15 protein-coding genes are annotated in these 15,207 nt (G+C 35.3%); 12 read left to right on the plus strand and 3 right to left on the minus strand.

Annotation, left to right across the window (positions count from 1 at the left end):
* Positions 1 to 173 precede the first annotated feature (173 nt).
* From NO995_RS05520 to NO995_RS05530, 3 genes are read right to left on the minus strand one after another with little or no spacing between them, the layout of a single operon-like run.
* Positions 174 to 335, minus strand: a complete 162-nt coding sequence (locus NO995_RS05520) for a hypothetical protein (RefSeq protein WP_258226612.1) — start codon at positions 333 to 335, stop codon at positions 174 to 176.
* A gap of 36 nt (positions 336 to 371) precedes the next feature.
* Positions 372 to 1,091, minus strand: a complete 720-nt coding sequence (locus NO995_RS05525; protein WP_258226613.1) for a ThuA domain-containing protein — start codon at positions 1,089 to 1,091, stop codon at positions 372 to 374.
* A gap of 3 nt (positions 1,092 to 1,094) precedes the next feature.
* Complete coding sequence (locus tag NO995_RS05530; protein ID WP_258226614.1) at positions 1,095 to 1,991, minus strand: helix-turn-helix transcriptional regulator; 897 nt, start codon at positions 1,989 to 1,991, stop codon at positions 1,095 to 1,097.
* Positions 1,992 to 2,182: 191 nt separating this feature from the next.
* On the opposite strand from NO995_RS05530, the gene hemA reads away from it, so the two are divergent.
* The 12 genes from hemA to NO995_RS05590 all read left to right on the plus strand — a co-directional run bounded on the left by hemA (position 2,183) and on the right by NO995_RS05590 (position 15,207).
* The gene (gene hemA / locus NO995_RS05535) at positions 2,183 to 3,442 is read left to right on the plus strand and encodes a glutamyl-tRNA reductase (RefSeq protein ID WP_240572358.1); all 1,260 of its coding nucleotides are present in this window, start codon (positions 2,183 to 2,185) and stop codon (positions 3,440 to 3,442) included.
* A complete protein-coding gene (hemC, locus tag NO995_RS05540; protein WP_258226615.1) occupies positions 3,435 to 5,012 on the plus strand; it encodes a hydroxymethylbilane synthase in 1,578 nt (525 codons plus the stop codon). The genes hemA and hemC overlap by 8 nt, the downstream gene beginning before the upstream one ends.
* 90 nt (positions 5,013 to 5,102) lie before the next feature.
* Positions 5,103 to 6,845 (plus strand): TrkH family potassium uptake protein, encoded by a 1,743-nt coding sequence (locus NO995_RS05545; RefSeq protein WP_258226616.1) that lies wholly within the window; start codon positions 5,103 to 5,105, stop codon positions 6,843 to 6,845.
* Positions 6,846 to 6,873: 28 nt separating this feature from the next.
* A complete protein-coding gene (locus NO995_RS05550; RefSeq protein WP_258226617.1) occupies positions 6,874 to 7,590 on the plus strand; it encodes a TrkA family potassium uptake protein in 717 nt (238 codons plus the stop codon).
* Between the two features lies 1 nt (position 7,591).
* Positions 7,592 to 8,617, plus strand: a complete 1,026-nt coding sequence (gene hemE, locus NO995_RS05555) for a uroporphyrinogen decarboxylase (protein ID WP_258226618.1) — start codon at positions 7,592 to 7,594, stop codon at positions 8,615 to 8,617.
* 104 nt (positions 8,618 to 8,721) lie between these two features.
* Positions 8,722 to 9,471 (plus strand): EI24 domain-containing protein, encoded by a 750-nt coding sequence (locus NO995_RS05560; protein ID WP_258226619.1) that lies wholly within the window; start codon positions 8,722 to 8,724, stop codon positions 9,469 to 9,471.
* A complete protein-coding gene (gene hemF / locus NO995_RS05565) occupies positions 9,461 to 10,363 on the plus strand; it encodes an oxygen-dependent coproporphyrinogen oxidase (RefSeq protein ID WP_258226620.1) in 903 nt (300 codons plus the stop codon). The genes NO995_RS05560 and hemF overlap by 11 nt, the downstream gene beginning before the upstream one ends.
* Positions 10,354 to 11,346 carry a DUF4421 domain-containing protein gene (locus tag NO995_RS05570; RefSeq protein ID WP_258226621.1) on the plus strand — a complete coding sequence of 331 codons (993 nt, stop codon included), beginning with the start codon at positions 10,354 to 10,356 and terminating at the stop codon, positions 11,344 to 11,346. The genes hemF and NO995_RS05570 overlap by 10 nt, the downstream gene beginning before the upstream one ends.
* Positions 11,346 to 11,732, plus strand: a complete 387-nt coding sequence (locus NO995_RS05575; protein WP_258226622.1) for a YchJ family protein — start codon at positions 11,346 to 11,348, stop codon at positions 11,730 to 11,732. The genes NO995_RS05570 and NO995_RS05575 overlap by 1 nt, the downstream gene beginning before the upstream one ends.
* A 32-nt stretch (positions 11,733 to 11,764) precedes the next feature.
* Positions 11,765 to 12,754: a porphobilinogen synthase gene (gene hemB, locus NO995_RS05580; RefSeq protein ID WP_258226623.1), complete on the plus strand. Its 990-nt coding sequence runs from the start codon at positions 11,765 to 11,767 to the stop codon at positions 12,752 to 12,754.
* Positions 12,755 to 12,768: 14 nt separating this feature from the next.
* Positions 12,769 to 14,052 (plus strand): serine hydrolase, encoded by a 1,284-nt coding sequence (locus NO995_RS05585; protein ID WP_258226624.1) that lies wholly within the window; start codon positions 12,769 to 12,771, stop codon positions 14,050 to 14,052.
* Positions 14,053 to 14,127: 75 nt separating this feature from the next.
* Entirely contained in the window at positions 14,128 to 15,207 is a 1,080-nt protein-coding gene (locus NO995_RS05590) for a CNNM domain-containing protein (RefSeq protein WP_240572367.1), read from the plus strand.

A 15,207-nucleotide genomic window follows, 5' to 3' on the forward strand; every position in this document is an offset into this window, starting at 1 on the left:
GTCAGATAGAATTCGCCTGCAAACATTTTGCTTAAAAATGGGTGATTCAGGCTCATCTCCTATTGCAAAAATACAATAGAAATTATTATCGCGGCACTATGTTGGTATAGTATTTTCTTATTAAGAATTAAACCAAATTGATAAGAAAAGAGAATATTTCTCGGCAAAATAAACTATACGTCGTTGTCTTCAATTTTTTTCTGAAAATAAAGTTTTGGTCGTTCTTCGTTGTAGTCACAATCCTGAAAAATACCACAGGACGTTGAAGGTCTTGCTAATGATTTTGAATTGACACTTTTGGAAAGTGCCTCAATCTCTGGAGTTAAATATTTCATAAACAATGATTTAGGTTTTTTCTAATCTACTAAAAATCATCGATTTAAACAATAAAAAATGCCTCCCAGCAAATGTTCTCTAAATTCAGGCTCTTTATAAGAAGCAACGGTATGCCCTAATCCTGTATAAAATGAACGTCCACCATCAAACTCATGATACCATGCTATAGGATGAAAAGAACCATTTTTTCCACCTACATAAGTGGTTTCATCTAACATTAACAACACATTGATGCTTTTATTTATTGATTTAAAATTATACCATTCATCATAATGCTCCCATTTATCAGGTAAATGTGAAGTGGACGGATGCGACCTGATAATTCGCTTAATGGTCGCTTTAGATTGTTCGGGATGATCTAAAAAATAAGCACCAACCAGTTTATTAAACCAAGGCCACTCAAACTCGGTATCGGTAGCGGCATGCACACCCATAAAACTTCCGCCTTTGGCAATGTATTTTTCGAACGCTAGCTCTTGTTCAGGATTCAAAACATCACCGGTGGTATTTAAAAAAATCACCAAATCGTAGCGTTTTAAGATTTTATAATTGAATTGTTCAGCATCTTCGGTTTGGGTTATCGAAAACTGATTTTCGACACCTAATGTTTTTAGTGTTTCAACACCAATTTCAATAGATTTATGCCTGAATCCGGCCGTTTTAGTAAACACCAATACCTTCGATTCCTTTTGAGCTATCGCAGGATTAACAAAACCGGCAAATAAAACAAAAAAAGTCAGTAGTAAGACTTTCATAAACTAACTTATAGATTGTAGATATTTTTTAGGCGTAGTTCCGTACTTCTTCTTAAAAGCGGCGATAAAATGACTCGCTGTACTGTACCCTACCTTTAACCCTACTTCATTAACATTATTTTCACCAGATTCCAATAGCTTCCGAGAGACCTCCATTTTATAATCGAATAGAAAACTATACACCGTGTCGCCATAAATCTGTTTAAACCCTTCCTTCAATTTTTTTAGACTTAAACCAATTTCATCTGCTAATTCCTGTAAACTTGGTGGCTCTGCCATATTCGCTATAATAATATCCTTTGCCTTTCGAATTTTAATCACATTGGTTTCATCAACTAAAAACGGACATTGCTCAACATTGGCATCTTCACTTCTGTTGAAATACAAACTCAGCAACTCATAAGCTTTCCCTTTAAAATAAAGATTTTTAATAGACGAATTTAAATTGAAGTTTATTAATTGGTTTAAAACAATAGCCATGGATGGCGAAATTATACCGTCTTTGTAATATTTCTTGTCTTTATTTTCAGCATTTAAAAAGGAAATATAATCGGCTTCCTGAGAAAACAATCCGTGGAATTTTTTAATGGAAATTAAAATAGAAACTATCCATGAATTTGGGCTCACTTCAAGATTTATAGGCAAATCGCGCTGCGGATTATAAAGCAACAACGAGTTTTCTTCATGAATATTCAACGTATAACGTCCTTCATTAAAAAGAAATTTACTCGACCCTTTTACACAAAAGTGAAACTGAATATAATCGCAGTTAATATCTTTAACAATACACTGTTCATTACTGGTATCGTTTTTAAAAGTAAATACCAAAAAACCGTCATCTATTTCTGTTTCATCGAAAGCACTTATAGCGTTATTTTTAAAATCTATTCTATTATTCATTTTATCTAAATTATTTAGATTAGTTCTAAACAAAAAACTTCAAACCCGCACATTTCCCTATAAAAATATGGCAATTGCTAATTTACAACTAAAATAGCATACAAAAAACCACAAACGTTATTAAAAGTTCCTTCAGCGTTATTTTTTTAATTTCTATCGGCATACATTTGCCATGAAATTTCAAACCAAGCATGCATCAATACAATATATCTAAGAGTAACTCCTTCTATGCCATAGGGTTAAGCTACAAAAAAGCTGACGCCGAAATACGAGGACACTTCAGTTTAGATGAAGACGCCAAACTAGCCTTAATTAATCAGGCCAAAGAAAACGGCGTTGAAAGTTTGCTTGTTACATCTACATGTAACAGAACCGAACTTTACGGTTTTGCACAACACCCATATCAGCTTATTCAACTACTTTGCGATAATACCAAAGGTACTGTTGACGAATTTCAGCAAGTCGCTTACATCTACAAAAATAACGATGCTATTGCTCACATGTTTAAAGTGGGTTCTGGTCTAGATAGCCAGATTTTAGGTGATTTCGAAATTATTAGTCAGTTAAAAGCCAGCGCACGTGTGTCCAAAAAACACAAATTATTAAATCATTTTACCGAACGCTTACTTAATGCCGTAATTCAGGCTAGCAAGCGTATAAAAACTGAAACCGAGATTTCATCGGGTGCTACATCAGTATCTTTTGCTTCAGTACAGTACATTTTTAATAATGTTGCTGATATTTCGAATAAAGACATATTATTATTCGGAACCGGTAAAATAGGAAGAAACACCTGTGAAAACTTAGTAAAACACACTAAGAACGAACACATTACTTTAATTAACCGAACGAAAACCAAAGCAGAACAAATTGCTGGTAAGTTCAACTTAATTGTAAAAGATTACGCCAACCTTCAGGAAGAAATTAATAAATCGGATATTTTAATTGTAGCTACTGGTGCACAACGCCCTACAGTTGATAAGCATTTAATTCAGTCTACAAAACCATTACTAATTTTAGATTTATCGATTCCTAAAAACGTAGATTCTAATGTTGAAGAATTAGACAACGTAACTTTGGTTCATTTAGATGATTTATCTAAAATAACAGACCAAACCCTTGAAGAACGTAAAAAACATATTCCATTAGCCGAAGCTATTATTGAAGAAGTAAAAGCTGAATTTAATGGCTGGTTAGAAACCAGAAAATTTGCACCAACCATTAAAGCTTTAAGAGATAAGTTAATGGATTTTGCGTCGACCGAACTGGAAACGCAACGCAAAAAAACTGCCGATTTTAATGAAGCACAAGCCGAATTAATCAGCAACAACATTATTCAAAAAATAACAAATCATTTTGCACATCACTTAAAAGATGATGCTGTATCTACAGATGAGAGTCTGGAACTCATAAAAAAAGTGTTTCAGTTAGAAACCAAAACACATGTCTAAAATCATAAAAATTGGTACTCGTGATAGCGAATTAGCGCTATGGCAAGCCAAAACCGTACAAAGTCAACTTGAAGAATTAGGTTATAAAACAGAATTGGTTCCTGTAAAATCTACAGGTGATATTGTGTTAGATAAGCCGCTTTACGAATTAGGAATTACCGGAATTTTTACGCGTACACTAGATATTGCCATGTTGAATCATGATATCGATATTGCCGTGCACTCGTTAAAAGATGTTCCAACACAATTACCTAAAGGCATTGTACAAGCCGCTGTTTTAAAACGTGGTAACGTAAATGACACCTTGGTTTTTAAACACAACGAAGAGTTTTTAGGATCCAGAGAAGCCGTAATTGCTACCGGAAGTTTACGTCGACGAGCACAATGGTTAAACCGTTTTCCAACGCATACTATTGTAGATTTACGTGGAAATGTAAACTCTCGTTTGCAAAAATTAGCCGATAACGAACACTGGAACGGGGCCATTTTCGCCGCTGCTGGAATTGGTCGTATTGGTATTCGTCCGGAAGAAGCTATTAATTTAGACTGGATGATTCCTGCGCCAGCGCAAGGAGCTATTATGATTACTGCTTTAGGTGAAGATGATTACTCACTAACTGCCTGCTCGCAATTAAATCACAGAGAAACCGAAATCTGTACATCAATAGAACGTGAGTTTTTAAACAAACTTGAAGGTGGTTGTACCGCTCCAATTGGAGCCTTAGCAAAAATTAAAAATGATGAAGTTGTTTTTAAAGGTGTACTTTTAAGTTTCGACGGCAGCAAACGTATCGATGTAACTCGCGTTAAAAAGGTAGGTGAACACCACGATATGGCAAAATACTGCGCCGAATTCATTATCGAACGTGGAGGAAAACGCCTTATGGACGATATTAAAAACGGTCATAAAAACACCAACGTATATTCTACAAAATCGTTTACCGAAGATCAGCGTGTGTTATTTCATGAAAAAGCCATTGTTGAACACACCGATTTTATAAAAATAAGTTTAAACCGTATTCATCCGCGTTTTGTTAAAAACGAAATTGAAAACGTTATCATCACCAGTAAAAATGCTGTCGAGAGTTTACTAACTAGTTTTTCTCCTTTAGAACTTCAGTTTAAAAACATCTATTGTGTGGGTCGCCGTACCAAGCGTATGGTAGAAACAAAAATTGGTAAAGTCACACATTTTGAAAACAGCGCTAAAAAATTAGCTAATTATTTAGTTGACAATATTAAAGGTAATACCGTAACCTATTTTTGCAGCGATTTAAGGCTTGACGATCTTCCAACGATCTTAACTGAAAATAATATTAAAGTTACCGAAGTTGAAGCCTACCAAACCAAATACGACGGTATTCGTGTAAACGACTCGGTAGAAAGCGTGATGTTCTACAGTCCGTCAACAGTGCAAAGTTTTGTTGAAAAAAACAAAGCTGAAGTGATTGCTTTTTGTATTGGAGACAGTACGGCTAATGAAGCTAAAAAGCATTTTAAAGACGTTAGAGTAGCAAAAGTACCTACAGTAGAAAGTGTTATCGAATTAGTTAACGAGCATTACGTATAAAAATTCTATTTTTGTTATAGAATTACATGTTTTTTAATTCGCTTAAAATCAGTGTTATTCTACAAGCTTTAAGAGAACTAAATTATAACAATGAAAAGAGAATCTTTGCTAAATAACGTATATCGCTTTTTCGATATTATAGTACTGTTCTTTATTGTTTTTGATTTTGGTTACGACTTTGCCGACAACTTTAACACGCCTCACGTTTTAGGCTTACTTATTCTCTCAGGATTTTTGCTCGCTTTTAATGCGGCAAAGTTCTTTGTATATAAGTACAAGAAAAGCAAGAAGGTGGCTCTGGTGAATATTGTTATTATGGGATCTTTACTATTAACATCCCTGATTATGACCATAGTTTATATTGACTATAATTTTCACTACATCCTTCAAAAAATAAAACCGGTTTTAGAAGGTGGGCTAATTGCCTACTTCTTTTTAAGGTTACTTATTTTAGTTCGTCATATTTACGATGTGTATTTTAACCCCGCTATCGTTTTTGTAGGGAGTTTTATTATTTTGGCCTTATCAGGTGCTTTCCTTTTACTTATGCCTAGTGCAACACAAGACGGGATTACTTTTACAAATGCTTTATTTACAGCAACAAGTGCAGTTTGTGTTACTGGATTAGCAGTGGTAGATACCAGTCTGGATTTTACAATAGTTGGGCAAACTATCATCTTAGTTTTAATACAATTGGGAGGAATCGGAATTTTAACCTTCACTTCCTTTTTCGCCTTTTTCTTTAGAGGTAGTTCATCATTTAAAGAAGGATTAAATACCCGCGATTTTATTGCTCAGGAAGGATTACATGACGTCTTTAAAGCGGCACTTCATGTGGTAGTTTTTACCCTGTCTCTTGAAATTATAGGTGCTTTTTTCATTTACTATTCTATTTTAGATGTTAGCACCATAACTAACAAGTTTTTCTTTTCGGTATTCCACTCAATTTCCGCATTTTGTAATGCCGGATTCTCCATATTCTCATCAGGATTATTCGACCAAAGCATCCGTTTTAATTATGCTTTTCAATGGGTTATTATGGTCTTGATTGTTTTTGGAGGTTTGGGACATAACATCGTTTTCAACTTTGTGCAATACATAAAAACTTATGTGCTGGAGTTATTCAGTAAAAAGCGCATTCACAAACGTATTCCGGTAATTACCCTGAATACTAAAATTGTAATTTATACCACCTTCATTTTACTTATAGGCGGTGCAGGTTTTCTGTTTATTTCAGAATTTAATAACACCCTATTAAACCACACCTCAGCATTTGGTAAGTTTACCAATGTGGCTTTTGGGTCGGTTACTCCAAGAACAGCCGGATTTAATGTTATTGATTACTCATCGATGACCGTACCCTCATTACTTTTAGTTATCTTTTTAATGTGGATTGGTGCATCACCAGCATCTACCGGTGGTGGTATAAAAACCAGTACCTTTGCCATTGCTACGCTAAACATTATTGCCATAGCAAGAGGGAAAAGTAGAATTGAACTTTTTGGAAGACGCCTTACCGCAGAAACAACCTTAAGGGCATTTGCCATTTTATGTATTTCGTTAATTGTTATAGGTATTGCTATTATGGCTTTACTCATTTTTGAACCAAAAAACACACCGCTACTAACTGTAGCGTTCGAATGTTTTTCAGCATATAGTACCGTTGGATTGAGTTTGAATTTCACGCCTACTCTTTCAGAACCAAGCAAATACGTCATCATTATTGTGATGTTTGTAGGGCGAATTGGTATGCTCAACTTAATGATTGGTTTACTACGTCAGTTAAACCATCAGTTTTATGAGTATCCAAAGGAAAATATTTTAATCAACTAGAAACCGTTTCAATCAAAAATAGATACTTATGAAAATAATAATTTTTGGACTCGGAAATTTTGGTACAGCCTTAGCATTAAGCCTTACCGAAACAGGAAATGAAGTTATTGCCATAGACAAGCAAATGGATAAAATTAACCTTGTGAAAGACAAAATTTCACATGCCATTTGTATGGACTCTACTAACGAACTGGCTTACGATGCGGTACCTTTAAAAGATGCCGACAAAGTGGTTGTTGCTATTGGTGAGAACGAAGGTGCTGCGATTATAACCACAGCCATTATTAAAAAGCTGAGTACGGTAAAAATCATAAGTCGTGCCTTATCGCCTATTCACGATACGGTTTTGGAAGCTATGGGAATTCATAGTATTATTCACCCGGAGCAGGATTCGGCCGACCGATTAACAAAACAAATCAACTTTAAGTCCACCTTAGAAAACTATCAGCTGGATAATAACTTTACCATTTCAGAAGTTAGAGCCAAAAAAGAGTTCTTCGGAAAAACGTTAAGAGAATTAGATTCTATTGACACTTACAGCTTAACGCTGATTACCATTATTCGCGAAAAAGAAAAGAAAAATTTAATAGGCAAGAAAACAATAGTTAAAGAAACTATTGGCCGTACCAACCCAGACACTGTAATTTTAGACAACGATATTTTAGTAGTTTACGGAAACAACAAAGACATCGAAAATTACTGTATGGGTGAAGAAGAATATGATTTAAGAAACAAAAACATTTAAGATGATAAAAAACGATCTGTTTTTAAGAGCACTAAAAGGTGAAACTGTTAACCGTCCACCAGTATGGATGATGCGTCAGGCAGGACGCTATTTACCAGAGTTTATGGCATTACGCGATAAGTACGATTTCTTTACACGTTGCCAGACTCCTGAGTTAGCCAGTGAAATTACCGTACAACCCATTCGTCGTTATGGTATGGATGCCGCTATTTTGTTCAGTGATATTTTAGTGATTCCGCAGGCAATGAATGTCGAGGTACAAATGAAACCAAATTTCGGACCTTACCTTCCTAATCCTGTGCGTACCACTAAAGATGTTGAGAATGTTATTGTTCCTGATGTAAAAGAAGCTTTAGACTACGTTTACCAGGCCATTAAAGCAACTAAAGAATTATTAAATGACGAAATTCCTTTAATTGGTTTCGCCGGTTCGCCTTGGACGATTCTTTGTTACATGGTACAAGGTCAAGGTAGCAAGACCTATGATAAAGCTAAAGAATTCTGTTTTACAAACCCTGTAGCTGCACACACCTTACTTCAAAAAATCACCGATACCACAATTGCTTACTTAAAAGAAAAAGTAAAAGCGGGTGTTAATGCCGTTCAGGTATTCGATTCTTGGGGTGGTATGTTATCGCCAACCGATTATCAGGAGTTTTCTTGGCAATACATCAATCAGATTATCGAAGCGTTAAAAGATGATGCACCTGTTATCGCCTTTGGTAAAGGCTGTTGGTTTGCGCTTCACGACATGGCGCAAAGTAACGCCTCTGCACTTGGTATAGACTGGACATGTTCGGCAAGAAACGCACGTTATTTAACTGGTGGAAACATCACGCTTCAAGGAAATTTCGATCCGTCAAGATTATTATCGCCTCCAGCAGATATAAAACGCATGGTTCACCAAATGATTAACGAATTTGGTAAAGACAAATACATTGTAAACTTAGGTCACGGTATTTTACCTAACATTCCGTTAGAAAATGCACAAGCCTTTGTAGATGCTGTAAAAAATTATAGCGCATAATATTTGGGCGTTACCAAAGGTCGCGCTTTCGGCAGTCGCTTCCCGGTTAAATATAACCGGGAGAGCTTCAACAAAGCCTCTATCGCTAACGCAAAACAACAGCCATGATTAAAAATATAGTTTCAGGAATAAGAGCCTATTTCGGAGCGTTTGGTTTAATATCAAAACTAAACCTTTGGAAATACTTCACTATTCCTATGCTTATTAGCTTTATTACAGCTGTGTTTATAGGTGTTTCAGCTTACGGACTTTCAGACAACATTGGTGCTTTTATCTCGAAACTCTGGGTTTGGGAATGGGGTAAAGAAACGTTTACAACCATAGGAAATATTATAGGAGGGTTAGTTATTATCATTCTTGGGCTCATTCTCTACAAGCACGTTATTATGGCCTTATCGGCTCCGTTTATGAGTCCGGTTTCCGAGAAAATTGAAACGCATCTTCTTGGTTCCGATAAAACTTATAGAATTACCTCTTTTACAGAGCAACTTTGGCGTGCTATTCGCATTAACCTTAGAAACCTATTTATGGAATTGCTTATCACGATTCCGCTTTTAATCTTAAGTTTTATACCTGTTATAGGCATTATATTTACAATCCTCATTTTCTTTATCCAGGCCTATTACGCCGGCTTTGGTAACATGGATTACACCTTAGAACGACACTATAAATACAAGGAAAGCCTTAACTTTGTAAAACGCAATCGCGGATTAGCTATTGGCAACGGTATCATATTTATATTGTTTTTATTAATTCCGTTTATCGGAGTTATTTTAGTATTACCGCTATCGGTAACGGCGGCTTCAGTAAAAACCATTGAAGCCCTTCAATTAGAAAGTCATTATGAAAAATAAATTTTACAAATACATACAACATCTCCAAGACACCATCACTTCTAAACTGGAAGCTATTGATGGCAAAGCCACGTTTCAGCAAGATCTTTGGGAACGTCCTGAAGGCGGTGGTGGCAGAACCCGTGTGATTCAAAACGGTAATATATTTGAAAAAGGTGGTGTAAACATTTCTGGTGTTCACGGTAAATTACCAGATACCATGCAAGCGTATTTTGGTGTTGAAGACGCCGATTTTTTTGCCTGTGGTTTAAGCTTGGTACTTCACCCTAAAAATCCGATGGTTCCAACGGTTCACGCCAACTGGCGCTATTTTGAAATGTATGATAAAAATGGAAAAATTGTTGACCAGTGGTTTGGTGGCGGACAGGATTTAACACCCTACTACCTGTTTGAAGAAGACGCTGTACATTTTCATCAGATTTGTAAAACCGCTTGCGATAAGCACAATCCGGAATTTTACCCGACGTATAAAAAACGTTGCGACGAGTATTTTTATAATGCCCACCGTAATGAAGGTCGCGGTATTGGAGGTTTATTTTTCGATTATTGCAAAGCAACCAAAGACACCAGTATGGAAGACTGGTATAACTTTGTAACAGAAGTTGGAGACAGTTTCCTTGAAGCTTATGTACCCATCGTTGAAAAGCGAAAAGATTTACCTTACACCGAAGCTAACCGTACCTGGCAGGAAATCCGTCGCGGTCGTTATGTAGAATTCAATTTAGTACACGATAAGGGCACCTTATTTGGTTTGAAAACCAATGGCCGAATTGAAAGCATTTTAATGAGTTTACCGCCACATGTACAATGGGTTTACGACCATCAACCTGAAACCGGTAGCGAAGAAGAAAAACTAATTAAAGTGTTACAAAATCCAAAATCATGGGTTTAAGGGCTTTGTTCACATTTTTTTCAATTGCCTTTAGCTCTTTTCCAAACATAGCACAAAACATCACAGACTCTGTTGACGTTAATCAACCCAAATACAAAAGGATTTACCCAAACGTCATTACAGCACGTGTCTTTTTCATCAATACTTCAAACACTTTAAAAGTAAAAGACAGAAGCTCCAACCTATCTTTTAATTTAGAACCTAATAAGCAAGATCGAATCGGGGTTTCTATAGCCTTCAGAGGACTCAATGCTTCATTTTCATTCGCGCCAGATTTTTTAGGTGAAAATAAAGACAATGAAAATTCTAAATTATTCAATCTCAATTTCAGAACTTTTTTAGGGAAACACTTCATGCAAACCTTCGATTTATTTAGTCAGAAAGGTTTCTATATTAAAAACAATGAGGTCAATCAATATTTTCCAAAAACGAAAAATTTTAAAATTGGCGGGGCTACATCTTATATCTTTAATGAACATTTTTCTTTTAAGGCTATTACATCTCAAGACGAAAAACAATTAAAAAGCACAGGAAGTTTCATTCCTAATATCACTTATTTTTACTCAAAATTTAACTTAAAAAATAATAGCCCACTTAATGAAGTTAACTCGAGCTATTATTCTTTTGATATTGCTTTTGCTCCATCATATTATTATAATTACGTCCCATCTAAAAATTTATTGCTATCCGCCGGAGTTTCTGCTGGAATTGGCTTAAATCATTCTAAATCTCGTGATGAATCTCCTCTAACTACGTTATTAACCGAACTAAGTTTTAGAACTTCAGCCACCTACGATATGAATAATTTATATTGTGGACTTCATTATAGCTATTTAAGTTTAAATCATAATGCAGATAGCGCCTCTCAGGTAATAGATAACATTCCTTTTTTTAATATTTTTGTAGGCTACAGATTTAAAGCTCCAAAACAAATTATAAATACAGCAGAAAGTATAAACGAAAAGCTTAAGTTAAAAAATTAATGAATTGCTACTGCGGAAATAATAAACCTTACAATGCATGCTGCGAAGTATTTCATAAAAACGGTGGAAAAACAGAAACTGCCGAGCAACTCATGCGTTCACGCTACAGTGCTTTTGTTTTAGCTAACGGTGACTATTTAATGCTTAGTCATCATAGTTCAACACGACCTGTAAAAGAAAAAAAAGCCATTGTAAACTGGGCAAAATCAGTGCAGTGGATAAAGCTAGAAGTACAAGAAACTTCAAAAGGTATGGCTACCGACAATGAGGGCACCGTAACCTTTGATGCCTATTTTTTTGAAAACGGAAAAGTAGATGTCATTCACGAAAAATCAGCTTTTGTAAAAGAAAATAACATTTGGAAATACTTAGGATTAAGTCAATAAACAATATGGCTTAAAATACAAAACTTTATATTATGTATCCATTAAGAAGAAATAGACGATTAAGAGCAAACGAGGCCATTAGAAGTCTTGTAAGAGAAACTATAATTACTCCAAACGATTTTTTAGTACCACTATTTGTTGTTGAAGGCTCGGGTGTAAAAGAAGAAATCGCGTCGATGCCAAACTACTTCCGTTACAGTTTAGATTTACTGGAAAAGGAAGTTAAAGAACTTTGGAGCATAGGCTTAAAATCGGTATTGCTATTTGTTAAAGTACCAGATAATTTAAAAGACAATAAAGGAACAGAAGCTTTAAACCCCAACGGATTGATGCAACGTGCTATTAAAACCGTTAAAAATGTGTGTCCTGAGATGTTAGTAATGACCGATGTGGCTTTAGATCCTTATTCGGCTTACGGACATGACGGGATCATTGAAAACGGCATCATATTAAACGACCCGACGTCTCAAGTGCTTTCTGAAATGGCTTTATCTCATGCTCAGGCTGGTGCCGATTTTGTTGCGCCGAGTGATATGATGGACGGGCGCATTATTCAAATGCGTGAATTGTTGGAAGATGAAGGATTTACCAATACCGGAATTATGAGTTACTCAGCAAAATATGCTTCGGCTTTTTACGGGCCTTTCCGTGATGCTCTAGATTCTGCTCCGGTTGATATGGTCGATATTCCAAAGGACAAAAAAACCTACCAAATGGATTATTCAAACCGCATTGAAGCCATTCGTGAAACCGAAATGGATATTGATGAAGGTGCCGATATTGTTATGGTAAAACCGGGATTATGTTATTTAGATATTGTTCGCGATATTAAAAATGCAGTTGATGTTCCTGTTGCTGTTTATCAGGTTTCTGGTGAATATGCCATGATTAAGGCGGCTGCCGAAAAAGGCTGGTTAGACCACGATGCTGTTATGATGGAACAGGTTACTGCTATTAAACGTGCAGGTGGAGACATTATAGCTTCATACTTTGCTAAAGATGTGGTAAAGCTGATTTCCTAAGTTCTCTGCTCTAAATGAAAAGCAATCTACTTATTTTTCTTGTTTGCCTTATATTCTTTCAATATAGCTTTGGTCAACTTAAATATGGTAGACCAGAGTCAGTTGGATTTAACTCAAAAATTATTCAAAAAAAAGTAGATTCCATAATGCATCTGGGAATAAAAGAAAAGGCATTTCCGGGTGCTCAACTTTTGGTTGCCAAACAAGGACAAATCATATTTCATCAGGCTTATGGATTTCATACATATGATAATAATAAACCTGTTGAATTAGATGATATCTATGATCTTGCCTCGGTTACCAAAATTTTAGGTCCATTGCCCGCCTTAATGAAATTATATGAAGAAGGTAAAATCGACTTAGATAAACCCTTTAGTTTTTATTGGAAATCTTGGCGCCATGTAAAAGATAAAAAAGATATCACACTTCGAGAATTATTGGCTCATCAGTCTGGATTACAACCCTATATTTCATTCATAAACGATATTATGAAAGATGGCAAGCTAAAAAAACGTTACGTTAGAAACTATGATAACAGGCGTTTTTCATTGGAAGCTTACCCGAATCTTTATATCAACAAACGTTTTAAAAATCATGTTTTTAAATCAATAAAACATTCTAAAGTCAACTCAAATAAAACCTATTTATATTCTGGATTAGCGTCATTAATTTATCCTCAACTTATTGAAAACCTTACAGGGATCCCCTACCAAGATTATATTCAAGACAACTTTTACAAACCTCTGGGTTGTGAAATTTTAGGCTTTAATCCTAGTTTAAAGCATTTTAAAAATAATTTTGTTCCAACAGAGTACGATTCCATTTTCAGAAAGCAATTAACCCAAGGTTGGGTACACGATGAAAATGCGGCACTTTTTGGTGGTATTTCAGGAAATGCAGGCCTTTTTGGTACCGCAAAAGACCTTGTGATTATTATGCAAATGTATATGCAAAAGGGATTTTATAATGGCACCCAATATTTTAAAGAAAACACAGTTAACGAATTTACACGCATTCAATATCCTGAAAACAAAAATCATCGTGGTTTAGGTTTTGACAAACCATTAATTGAAAACAGTAAATTAGACATTACAAAAGCTTACCCTGCACCAGAAGCAAGCCAAGAAAGCTTTGGTCATTCAGGTTTTACCGGCACTTTTGTATGGGCTGATCCTAAAAATGAGATTGTTTTCATTTTCTTATCCAATCGTGTTTATCCAACAAGAAAACATCGTAACATTTACAATTTAAATATCAGGCCAGCACTACAACAAGTTTTCTATACCTCATTAAATTAATTTATAAACACCGTATTTCTAATTGCTCTACTAAAAATCAGATTTCGTAACTTCGTAAAAAACGATATCCTATATATGAGCGCATTAATTTTTTGGGCAACAATTTCTATCTTCTTTTCCTTTTTATGTTCCATACTCGAAGCGGTATTACTAAGTGTAACACCCACCTTTATCAACCTGAAAAAACAAGAAGGCAAAGACTTTGCATTTACTTTGGAAGCTCTTAAAAAGGATGTTGACAAACCTCTTATTTCTATTTTAACTCTTAATACTATCGCACACACTCTGGGTGCGATGATGGTAGGAATTCAGGCCGAGAAACTACCATATAAAATTGAACTTTTTGGAATCAATACAGTAGGTGTCGTTTCAGCAATCATGACTTTATTGATTTTGATTGCATCTGAAATCATTCCGAAAACCATCGGGGCAACCTATTGGAAAAAATTAGCTGGTTTCACCGCAACCACACTTAACATTTTAATTTTTCCTTTAAAATGGACCGGAATTCTTTGGCTATTACAACTTACTACAAAACTTATAGGAGGCAAAGAACATGGCAGTGTATTAAGCAGAGAAAGTTTTATGGCCATGACAGATATTGCACATGAAGAAGGTGTTTTTCATGAAAATGAAAGTAAGGTCATAAAAAACCTACTTACATTTAAAGAAGTGTTCGCCAAAGATATTATGACGCCGCGAACTGTTATGAAAATTGAAGATGAAGAAACAACCGTTGAAGCCTTTTTCAAGAAAAATTTAAACCTTCGATTTTCACGAATTCCTGTTTACGCAAACGACCAAGACAATATTGTAGGCTTAGTTCTAAAAGACGATGTTTACAAACAAATGGCTTTAGATAACAACAAAAAAAAGTTATCTGAACTTAAAAGAAATATTATTGTCGTTACCCGAAACATGCCTATCCCTATTCTTTTCGAAAAACTTATCGAAAGTAGAAATCACATGGCTTTGGTTGTTGACGAATACGGTTCGGTAAGTGGTATTGTAACCGTTGAGGACGTTATTGAAACTTTGCTTGGTTTAGAAATTATGGATGAAAGTGATAACGTTTCTGATTTACAACATTTGGCACGAAAAAGCTGGGAAGCGAGAGCAAAACGCTTGGGTATAATTGAAGATTCTGAACAATAA

Origin of the sequence: Aestuariibaculum sp. M13 (assembly GCF_024723255.1) — a bacterium.
GTDB classification, from domain to species: domain Bacteria; phylum Bacteroidota; class Bacteroidia; order Flavobacteriales; family Flavobacteriaceae; genus Aestuariibaculum; species Aestuariibaculum lutulentum.

What these genes read in the sequence shown, in the direction of transcription:
- NO995_RS05520 (WP_258226612.1), bottom strand. Translation starts at nt 335, where the DNA reads ATGAAATATTTAACTCCAGAGATTGAGGCACTTTCCAAAAGTGTCAAT.
- NO995_RS05525 (WP_258226613.1), bottom strand. Translation starts at nt 1,091, where the DNA reads ATGAAAGTCTTACTACTGACTTTTTTTGTTTTATTTGCCGGTTTTGTT.
- NO995_RS05530 (WP_258226614.1), bottom strand. Translation starts at nt 1,991, where the DNA reads ATGAATAATAGAATAGATTTTAAAAATAACGCTATAAGTGCTTTCGAT.
- hemA (WP_240572358.1), top strand. Translation starts at nt 2,183, where the DNA reads ATGCATCAATACAATATATCTAAGAGTAACTCCTTCTATGCCATAGGG.
- hemC (WP_258226615.1), top strand. Translation starts at nt 3,435, where the DNA reads ATGTCTAAAATCATAAAAATTGGTACTCGTGATAGCGAATTAGCGCTA.
- NO995_RS05545 (WP_258226616.1), top strand. Translation starts at nt 5,103, where the DNA reads ATGAAAAGAGAATCTTTGCTAAATAACGTATATCGCTTTTTCGATATT.
- NO995_RS05550 (WP_258226617.1), top strand. Translation starts at nt 6,874, where the DNA reads ATGAAAATAATAATTTTTGGACTCGGAAATTTTGGTACAGCCTTAGCA.
- hemE (WP_258226618.1), top strand. Translation starts at nt 7,592, where the DNA reads ATGATAAAAAACGATCTGTTTTTAAGAGCACTAAAAGGTGAAACTGTT.
- NO995_RS05560 (WP_258226619.1), top strand. Translation starts at nt 8,722, where the DNA reads ATGATTAAAAATATAGTTTCAGGAATAAGAGCCTATTTCGGAGCGTTT.
- hemF (WP_258226620.1), top strand. Translation starts at nt 9,461, where the DNA reads ATGAAAAATAAATTTTACAAATACATACAACATCTCCAAGACACCATC.
- NO995_RS05570 (WP_258226621.1), top strand. Translation starts at nt 10,354, where the DNA reads ATGGGTTTAAGGGCTTTGTTCACATTTTTTTCAATTGCCTTTAGCTCT.
- NO995_RS05575 (WP_258226622.1), top strand. Translation starts at nt 11,346, where the DNA reads ATGAATTGCTACTGCGGAAATAATAAACCTTACAATGCATGCTGCGAA.
- hemB (WP_258226623.1), top strand. Translation starts at nt 11,765, where the DNA reads ATGTATCCATTAAGAAGAAATAGACGATTAAGAGCAAACGAGGCCATT.
- NO995_RS05585 (WP_258226624.1), top strand. Translation starts at nt 12,769, where the DNA reads ATGAAAAGCAATCTACTTATTTTTCTTGTTTGCCTTATATTCTTTCAA.
- NO995_RS05590 (WP_240572367.1), top strand. Translation starts at nt 14,128, where the DNA reads ATGAGCGCATTAATTTTTTGGGCAACAATTTCTATCTTCTTTTCCTTT.